We start from the raw sequence: 7,538 nt of genomic DNA, 5'->3' as shown, positions 1-7,538 counted from the left end.
GCCGCTTCGTCCAGGACCTCCAGCATGTTTTCATATGGGTTATATGCTTTTGCCATGACTTCTTTTCTCCTAATTCATCTTTCAGATTAAAGACCTGATTACTCGAATTCCCGGAAAACCCGGTCGTAGCGCTCAAGCACCTCGTCCATCAGCGGGATGGATTCGTAACAGATATAGGTCTTGCCGCCGCCGGAGATAATGATCCCTTCCGCTGCCAGCGCCATTGCAAATTCCATGACGCACTGCGAAGCTTCCTTCTGCTGGCGCGCCGCCTCCGGGTCGCCGGGCTTGTAGAAGGTGGGGATATGCTGGCTGGCGGCAACATCGATATGCAGGATTGTCTGATGGTTGAAGATCAGCGCGGGAATATCATATTTTTCAGTCAGCAGCGCTATTTCCTTCATGAATTTGTCCGCAGCCGCGGCCATCTGCGGATGTGCGTTTAACCGGGCAAGCTCGTTGATGGTGCAGCATCCGGCATAAGCGGTTAACGGGTTCGCCGACAGGGTGCCGCCCACGCGCACTTTCTTTGAACGATCCTTGTTGATACCCGCCGCAAGCATCTCCATAATTTCACGGCGTCCACCGATGCCCCCTGCGCACGGATAGCCGCCGCCGATAATTTTTCCAAAGATAGTGAGATCCGGCTTGGTTCCGAACTGGGCCTGCGCGCCGCCCATGCCGAGGCGGAAAGCGGTAACGACTTCGTCATAAATGAGCAGCGCGTTATATTTTTTGCACAGCTCTTTTGCGGCCTTGTGATAGGCGGGCGTGAGCGGAACAGCGCCGCTGTCCTGTCCGAGTGGCTCCATGATGAACGCGGCCGTACCGCCCAGCTTTTCATTTGCGATGAACTGAGCCTCAAGCGCCTCGACATCGTTGGGCTCCACACAGTGGGTGCTCTTGAAGCAGTCGACGGGGATGCCGTTCATGCAGTCCAGTCCGTCGGGTGCTTCGCTCGCATTATAAATGAGCTGGTCGCTCCAGCCGTGATATCCGCCGCGGATACGGATGAGTTCCCGCTTTCCCGTGAAGGCACGCGCCAGACGGATGCCGATGATGTCGGCCTCGGTGCCGGAACCGAGCATGCGGAACATTTCACAGGAGGGGAAATACTGGTTGATCAGTTCAGCGAGCTTGCGCTCATAATCGCTGTAAAGTCCGCTCAGCGGCCCTTTTTCATTGATAAATTCGGTGCATTCCTTGTGGAGGTAATTGTTGCCCAGGATGACAGGACCGCCGGCCATCAAAAGGTCATAATAGCGGTTTCCATCCACATCGTAAAGGTATGGGCCTTCCGCTTTATCGATCGAAATCGGAAAGGGATGGTTATTGGCAAGGTTATGCTGTATGCCGCCCGGAATGACCTTCTGCGCGGCCTCGTATTGCTTTTTGGACGTTGCGCAGTTGGTGTCGAACCATTTCTCATAGCGGTCGATCGCGCTTCTTTTCAGCTTTTTGCGATGTTTCATGATTTCGCCGGCCTGGGCATGGATTGCGGCGTAATCGGACCAATCCAGATACTTTGACATTTCTCAGATCCTCCAATCAAATTTGTGCAGGTATATGATCAATACCCCGCATCGGCAGGGTATCCGCAACATGGGGTCTCCTTTCCACCGTCAAAGAGCGGACAGATAGAGCCGCTCCACATCTTGAATGGTGCTTTGACGCGGGTTGGCAAGGATATTTCCGCTTTTCATGGCGTCCGCCGCCATCAGCGGGATTTTTTCCGCCGTTACCCCGGCCGCGGACAGCGATCCCGGGATGTCAAAATCCCGCAGCAGAGCGCGGATTTCGTCCACCAGCACAGATGGTGCAAAATCGTCGCCCGCTTTTTTACGGCTGATAAAATTGTAGATATCGCGGTAGCGTCCGTTGTCGGCCATCGCGTTGTATTCGAGGATCACCGGCAGCAGGATGGCGTTTGCAATCCCGTGCGGCACATTGAAATAGGCGCTCACCGGATGGGACATGGCATGGACATTGCCGAGCCTGGCCCATGCGAACGCGATGCCCGCAAACATGCTCCCGGACAGCATGGCGCAGGCAGCTTCGGAATCCTGCCGGTTGGCCACAAAGCGGCGGATGCTGCCGCCGATGAGTTCCATCGCCTTTTGGGCCATCGCGTCGGAAAAGGGCGACGCGATGCGGGAGAGGTATGCTTCCAGCGCGTGGATGAAAGCGTCTATTCCGGTGGATGCCGCGACCGGGGCGGGCAGCGATGTGATCAGGCTGGGGTCGAGCAGCGCGTAGCGCGGGACGATCTCATAACTGAAGATGGACAATTTATAGTTGCGCGCATGGTCGGTGATAACTGAAAAAGCAGTTACTTCGCTTCCGGTACCGGCGGTCGTGGGGATTGCAACCAATGGGACAATCGGCCCGGGCACCAGGTGTGCGCCCTCATATTGTGTGATTTCTCCGCCGTGCTTTACAAGGATTCCGACTGCCTTGGCAACGTCCATTGGGCTTCCGCCGCCGAGCGCGATGATGCTGGTGGCCCCAAATCCACGATAGGCGGCGGCGGCCTTTTCAACCGTCTGCACCGAGGGGTTCGCTTCCACATCGAGGAATGCGGAGAGCTGGACGCCAGCCGCCTCCGCGAGATCGGAGATCCGCTTTACGAGCCCCAGCTTTTCCAGCATACGGTCCGAAATGAGCAGGACGCGGTCAGAACGGCACCTGTGCAGCAGCTCCGGCAACTGTGCAAGGCTTCCGTTGCCAAAGACGACCTCCTGCGGCACGCTGAAGGTAAAGTTCTTCATTCCCATAGCCTCCAAAGATACATTTCCTTGTTTACTTTAAAATGTGGTTTTGTATTGATGTTTTGTGAAATTTAATTGGTATTAAGTTGTTTTTAGAGCTCTAAAACATATATAACAGAAAAAAAGCCGCTTGTCAATTCAAAAATGAAATTCATGATGGGATTCGCGAACTTTTGTGAGAACGCATAAAAAGAGGCATGCGACCAGTTATAAACCGACGAATTTTTTGAGGTGGATTTTTTGCTTTCGATCTTGTATAATGAAAACAACAGATTGCCCCACAAGCAAAAACAATTGTAAGGGATCGGATGATTATGCTAACGATTGAACGACAGGAACAGATCAAAAATATACTCCTTGAACAGAAAAGCGTTTCGGTGGCGGATTTGACGGCCCGCTTTGACGTCAGTTTTGAAACGATCCGCAGGGACCTGAAGGTTCTGGAGAAAGAGGGCTTTGTTGAAAAATCTTATGGCGGCGCGATTTTGAAGCAGCGGGTTAACAACACGGCCGATTTCCAAATGCTCTCCAATATCATGGTGGAAGCCAAACAGCGGATGGCTGCGATGGCGCTGAACTTCATCTCGCCGGGCGACTGCATCTATATCGGTTTTGCCACAACCTGCGTGCAGATTGCCGAACTGCTGGACAACATCCCAATCACCGTCCTGACAAGTTCTCTGGAGGTGATGAACAAGCTCTCCGGGAAGAAAAATATCACCCTGTTTTCGACGGGCGGGGCCTGGGACGCCCGTAACTGCGCCTTCACCGGGCGGACCGCGGTGGACAACCTGGCGCAGTTTCATTTGGATAAGGCGTTCATCTCCTGCCGGGCTCTGAGCATGGAGAACGGGATCAGCGACAAGACCGAGGCGGAATCGGATATGCGCCGCAGGATTGTCGAGTCCTCCAACGAGGTTTATCTGCTGGCGGATAATTCCAAATTTGGTAAGATGACCTTTGTGAAAACTTGTGGGTTTGAACGCATTACCGCTGTTATCACGGATAAGACGCTTTCCAAGCCGTGGGCCTCTTTCCTGGACGATTTGAAAATTGCGCATTACGACTGCGAGCACCCTCTTGAAAGCGCAGAAGATCCGGAAAAATAAAATACGTGTTCGGCGCCGCCGCGGGTAACCGATGATGCCCGCGGCGGTTTTGTTTTGCCTTTTTTGAGGCGAAAAAGTGAAGCTTTGTGTTGTATTTAGAACGAATACACCGGAATATGCGCCTATATAAAACCGATATTCCCAGAATAACAATTTGATATGTGGATTTTCTGTGCGTCATTCACAAAAAACAGAGAGCAAAAATAGATTAAACCACAAAATCGGTCTTAACTAACATGATTTATATTGACAGTTGAGGTATTTTGAAATATTATAACTACAGTCAGCCGTTTTAAAAGAAAATCAAATGGTATTATGATGTTTTATGAGGTATAATTTTGCATTCTCAGAAAAACGTCACTAAAAGCCAAATGAATTTGTATGTGTTGGGCCGGAGCCCGGAATGGTTGGCGGAAGGTGTGTTTCTATCAATCAAAAGGAGGCAACGAGAAACAATGGAAGCAATATCTGCAAAAAGACAAGCGAAATTCGATGCCGTTAGCTTTGAACCGGATGCAAAGGTTCCGCTCAGAGATAAGTGGTGCCTCGGCCTGACCGGCCTTGCCACAAACGGCCCTTGGGTGATCTTTGGTTACTTCCTGACCTACTTTTATACGGATGTGCTGGGCATGTCCGGCGTTCTGGCAGGTTCCCTTATGATGTTTGCTCGCGTATTCGACGCAATCACCGACCTTATCATCGGCTGGTGCATCGACCACTTCAATCTGAAGTGGGGCAAATACCGCTCCTGGGTTCTCTTCTCCATTCCGATCCAATTCATCCTCTTTATTATGGTATTCACCGCATTGCCTGACACGAGTTCTACGCTCCAGATGGTGGTTGCATGCGTGGGTTATGGCTGCTACGGCGCGATCGGTTCGACCCTGTGCTTCATACCGATGAACTGCCAGGTCACCAACACCGCCCGCAACCAGACCGAGCGCGCCTCGATCGCGGCGATCAAGGGCTTCACCAAGAACGCCGGCAAGCTGATCGTTGTGGCCTGCTTCCTCCCGCTGGTCAATTTCTTCGGGGGCGGAAGCCTGAGCCGTGGTTTCTTCATTGCGGCAATTATGTTCTCCGCCATCTATGTGGCCCCCGTCATCTGGACCTTCTTTGCCAGTGAAAAATACGAGCTGAACGCGGATGGCTCCTACCGTGAGCACCTGCGTGACCTGAGAGTGGAAAAAGGCGAAACGGTCAGCTTTGGCCAGCAGGTCAGCGACCTCGTCCGCAACCGTCCCGCGATGGTGACCGTTGTCTCCACCTTCCTGCTTTACATTCTGGACGGTATCCGTTCCGGCACCACCGTTTATCTTTACAACAATTACTTCGAGCGTCCGGAACTGGCCTCGATCGCCCTGTTCTTCAACGCGGGCTGCGCGATCGCCGGTTCGTTCTGTATCCAGTATTTCATCCGGCTGTTTAAGGATTCCAACCGCGCATACATCTTCACAATGGTCACCGGAGCCGGTATGTACCTGGCGTGGTTCGGCATTATCTGCGCCGTTGGACGCGAGCAGGCCGGACAGATGATGGGCCTTGGACAGCCCCTGTTCATCCTGTATGCGCTGTGCGGCTTTATGCAGGGCGCGCACCTGGTATTCCCGGATGTCATGCTGCCGCAGGCGGTTGACTACGGCCAGTGGAAATATGACCGCAACCAGGCGGGCTTCATCTTCGCGAGCTATGGCTTCTGCCTGACCATCGGCGGCGCGATTGGCGGCGGCCTGCTGGGCTTCATGCTCGACGGAATCGGCTATAGCGCCGGTGCGGACATGGCGGAATCGGTCCTCAAAGGACTGCTGTTGATCGGCGTCCTGCTGCCGTCGATCCTGACCCTTGTACAGGCGTTTGTTCAGAGCCTTACCGGCCTGAATGATAAAAAGCATGCCCAGTGCGTCAAGGAGATCGCTGAACGCAAACACGACGCATAACCCCTTTTCTCTTCCGCCTCAAAATAATAAGAGCACCCCGCTGGGTGCTCTTATTATTAGGCGGGCGCGGTTATCCGGCAAACAGCTCGGACAGCAGCGCGCAGCCGCAATCGTATTTTTTCGCGTCTCCGTAGTGATCGCCGAAAAAGGCGGAGACAACCAGCTTTTGTTCGGATAGGATAAGAGCCGCCGTCATGGCGCCTTCACGGACCGCCATTGTGTGATAGGCGTTCCGGCTCATGCAGTGGGCGAGTGCGGGCGAGTCCTGGTCGGCCAGGATCAGATGGATGCGAAGCTCGGAATGTCCCTTGTCGGAGCGGACCTCCGATGGAAGATTGGGTCCTTCAAGGATCTGACAGATCGCTTCCTGATAGGTTTCCCGATAGGCGTCCTCCTCGAACGTTTCGGGGGACAGAAGCAGGAAGCGTATGGGACGTTCCCGCTTTATATAACAATATGCGCAGTTGTTGGCGGTTTCAAAAAGCACCGCATGACGGGCGAGGATCCCGCGCGCCTCATCCTTGGAAGCGACCGCGGTGGGGAGGACATACGGGGCAAGCTCCGGGGCGTTGCCGCCCCGCGCCCGGAAACGCTGGTTCCCGCGTATGAACAGGACGGTCAGCAGTACTGTGCAGGCAAGCGCGAAATACCAGTATCGTGCAAAACCGTATGCAATCATCAGCCCCATTGAAAGGACAAAGGACACTGGGATTCCAACGCAGCAGAGGATGGATTTGCGTACCATCCCGTCCATGATCCGCTTGCGCGCAGTAAAGAGTTCGCCGTATTGACTCATGAAAACCTCTCCCTTGTTATCATTTCGGGACGCCGGGATTCCCGGCAATGCTATTAAGCTATCATAGATTGCCGGTTGTGTCAATATTTTGATGCATTTTGAGGTAAAAGCCACAAAATTATCGAATTAATACTTCATACAAAGAATTTTCAGATGAATTAATTGTGATAGTGTGATGTTGTGCGTTTTAATAAGCGATTTAACGGTTCTAACCGTATCCACATAATATTTTTAATCATATCGTCCAAAGGAGATTCGTTATGTTAGAAGCCTTGAAAAAAGAGGTCCTTTACTATTCCCAGCTCTCCTACCGGGAGCAGCTCTTCGCCGGAACAAGCGGCAACCTCAGCGCGTATGACCCGGAATCCGGACTGGTGGTGATCACTCCCAGCAGCATCGCGTATGAGACCATGACCATTGCGGATATTGTGGTGATCGACCTCGAAGGTAACGTTGTGGAGGGCACTCGCAAGCCGTCCTCTGAATGGCGGGTACATACCGCCGTCTATAAGCATAAACCCGAATACAATGCGGTGGTGCACACGCACGCCCCCTACGCCACCAGCTTTGCCGTCACGCATGAACGGATCCCATTGGTACTTGTGGAAATGATGCTCTTCCTCGGTGGGGATGTGCCGGTTTCAGATTTCGCGCTCAACGGCTCGGACGAACTCGGCGACGCGGTTGTCGCGGCCCTGAAGAACCGTTTCGCCTGTCTGATGGCCAACCATGGCACAGTCGCGATCGGAAAAACCCTTGAACGGGCGCACATTTCGGCCGTTTACACGGAGGATGTCGCAAAAATCTATTCGATCGCCCGCGCAAACGGGACGGTTTATGAAATTCCTCCCGAGGCGGAAGCGGCCATGCGGAAAAAATACAATCTTCCGGAGGATTGATATCCGCTCGGAAAAACGGGCCGCCCGTC

General features: G+C 53.2%; 6 protein-coding genes. 3 read left to right on the top strand and 3 right to left on the bottom strand.

The window, feature by feature from the left end:
- Positions 1-98: 98 nt before the first annotated feature.
- Together DWV16_RS10520 and DWV16_RS10515 are read right to left on the bottom strand one after the other, a co-directional pair.
- Entirely contained in the window at positions 99-1,532 is a 1,434-nt protein-coding gene (locus tag DWV16_RS10520; protein ID WP_066456421.1) for an aspartate aminotransferase family protein, read from the bottom strand.
- 90 nt (positions 1,533-1,622) lie between these two features.
- Positions 1,623-2,768 (bottom strand): iron-containing alcohol dehydrogenase, encoded by a 1,146-nt coding sequence (locus DWV16_RS10515; protein ID WP_118479113.1) that lies wholly within the window; start codon positions 2,766-2,768, stop codon positions 1,623-1,625.
- 314 nt (positions 2,769-3,082) lie between these two features.
- Here DWV16_RS10515 and DWV16_RS10510 point away from each other — a divergent pair, with 314 nt between their 5' ends.
- Positions 3,083-3,877, top strand: a complete 795-nt coding sequence (locus DWV16_RS10510; RefSeq protein ID WP_066456426.1) for a DeoR/GlpR family DNA-binding transcription regulator — start codon at positions 3,083-3,085, stop codon at positions 3,875-3,877.
- 455 nt (positions 3,878-4,332) lie between these two features.
- The gene (locus DWV16_RS10505) at positions 4,333-5,814 is read left to right on the top strand and encodes an MFS transporter (RefSeq protein WP_066456430.1); all 1,482 of its coding nucleotides are present in this window, start codon (positions 4,333-4,335) and stop codon (positions 5,812-5,814) included.
- Positions 5,815-5,884: 70 nt separating this feature from the next.
- Here the strand turns inward: DWV16_RS10505 and DWV16_RS10500 are convergent, their stop codons facing one another.
- On the bottom strand, positions 5,885-6,610 hold the full coding sequence (locus tag DWV16_RS10500) for a hypothetical protein (RefSeq protein WP_118479109.1): 726 nt from the start codon (positions 6,608-6,610) through the stop codon (positions 5,885-5,887).
- Positions 6,611-6,870: 260 nt separating this feature from the next.
- On the opposite strand from DWV16_RS10500, the gene DWV16_RS10495 reads away from it, so the two are divergent.
- On the top strand, positions 6,871-7,509 hold the full coding sequence (locus tag DWV16_RS10495) for a class II aldolase/adducin family protein (RefSeq protein ID WP_066456438.1): 639 nt from the start codon (positions 6,871-6,873) through the stop codon (positions 7,507-7,509).
- Positions 7,510-7,538 lie beyond the last annotated feature (29 nt).

It is taken from the genome of Anaerotruncus sp. AF02-27 (assembly GCF_003465835.1).
GTDB lineage: Bacteria > Bacillota > Clostridia > Oscillospirales > Ruminococcaceae > Anaerotruncus > Anaerotruncus rubiinfantis.
This window is presented reverse-complemented; position numbering and strand designations above follow the sequence as displayed.

What these genes read in the sequence shown, in the direction of transcription:
- DWV16_RS10510 (WP_066456426.1), top strand. Translation starts at nt 3,083, where the DNA reads ATGCTAACGATTGAACGACAGGAACAGATCAAAAATATACTCCTTGAA.
- DWV16_RS10500 (WP_118479109.1), bottom strand. Translation starts at nt 6,610, where the DNA reads ATGAGTCAATACGGCGAACTCTTTACTGCGCGCAAGCGGATCATGGAC.
- DWV16_RS10495 (WP_066456438.1), top strand. Translation starts at nt 6,871, where the DNA reads ATGTTAGAAGCCTTGAAAAAAGAGGTCCTTTACTATTCCCAGCTCTCC.
- DWV16_RS10520 (WP_066456421.1), bottom strand. Translation starts at nt 1,532, where the DNA reads ATGTCAAAGTATCTGGATTGGTCCGATTACGCCGCAATCCATGCCCAG.
- DWV16_RS10515 (WP_118479113.1), bottom strand. Translation starts at nt 2,768, where the DNA reads ATGAAGAACTTTACCTTCAGCGTGCCGCAGGAGGTCGTCTTTGGCAAC.
- DWV16_RS10505 (WP_066456430.1), top strand. Translation starts at nt 4,333, where the DNA reads ATGGAAGCAATATCTGCAAAAAGACAAGCGAAATTCGATGCCGTTAGC.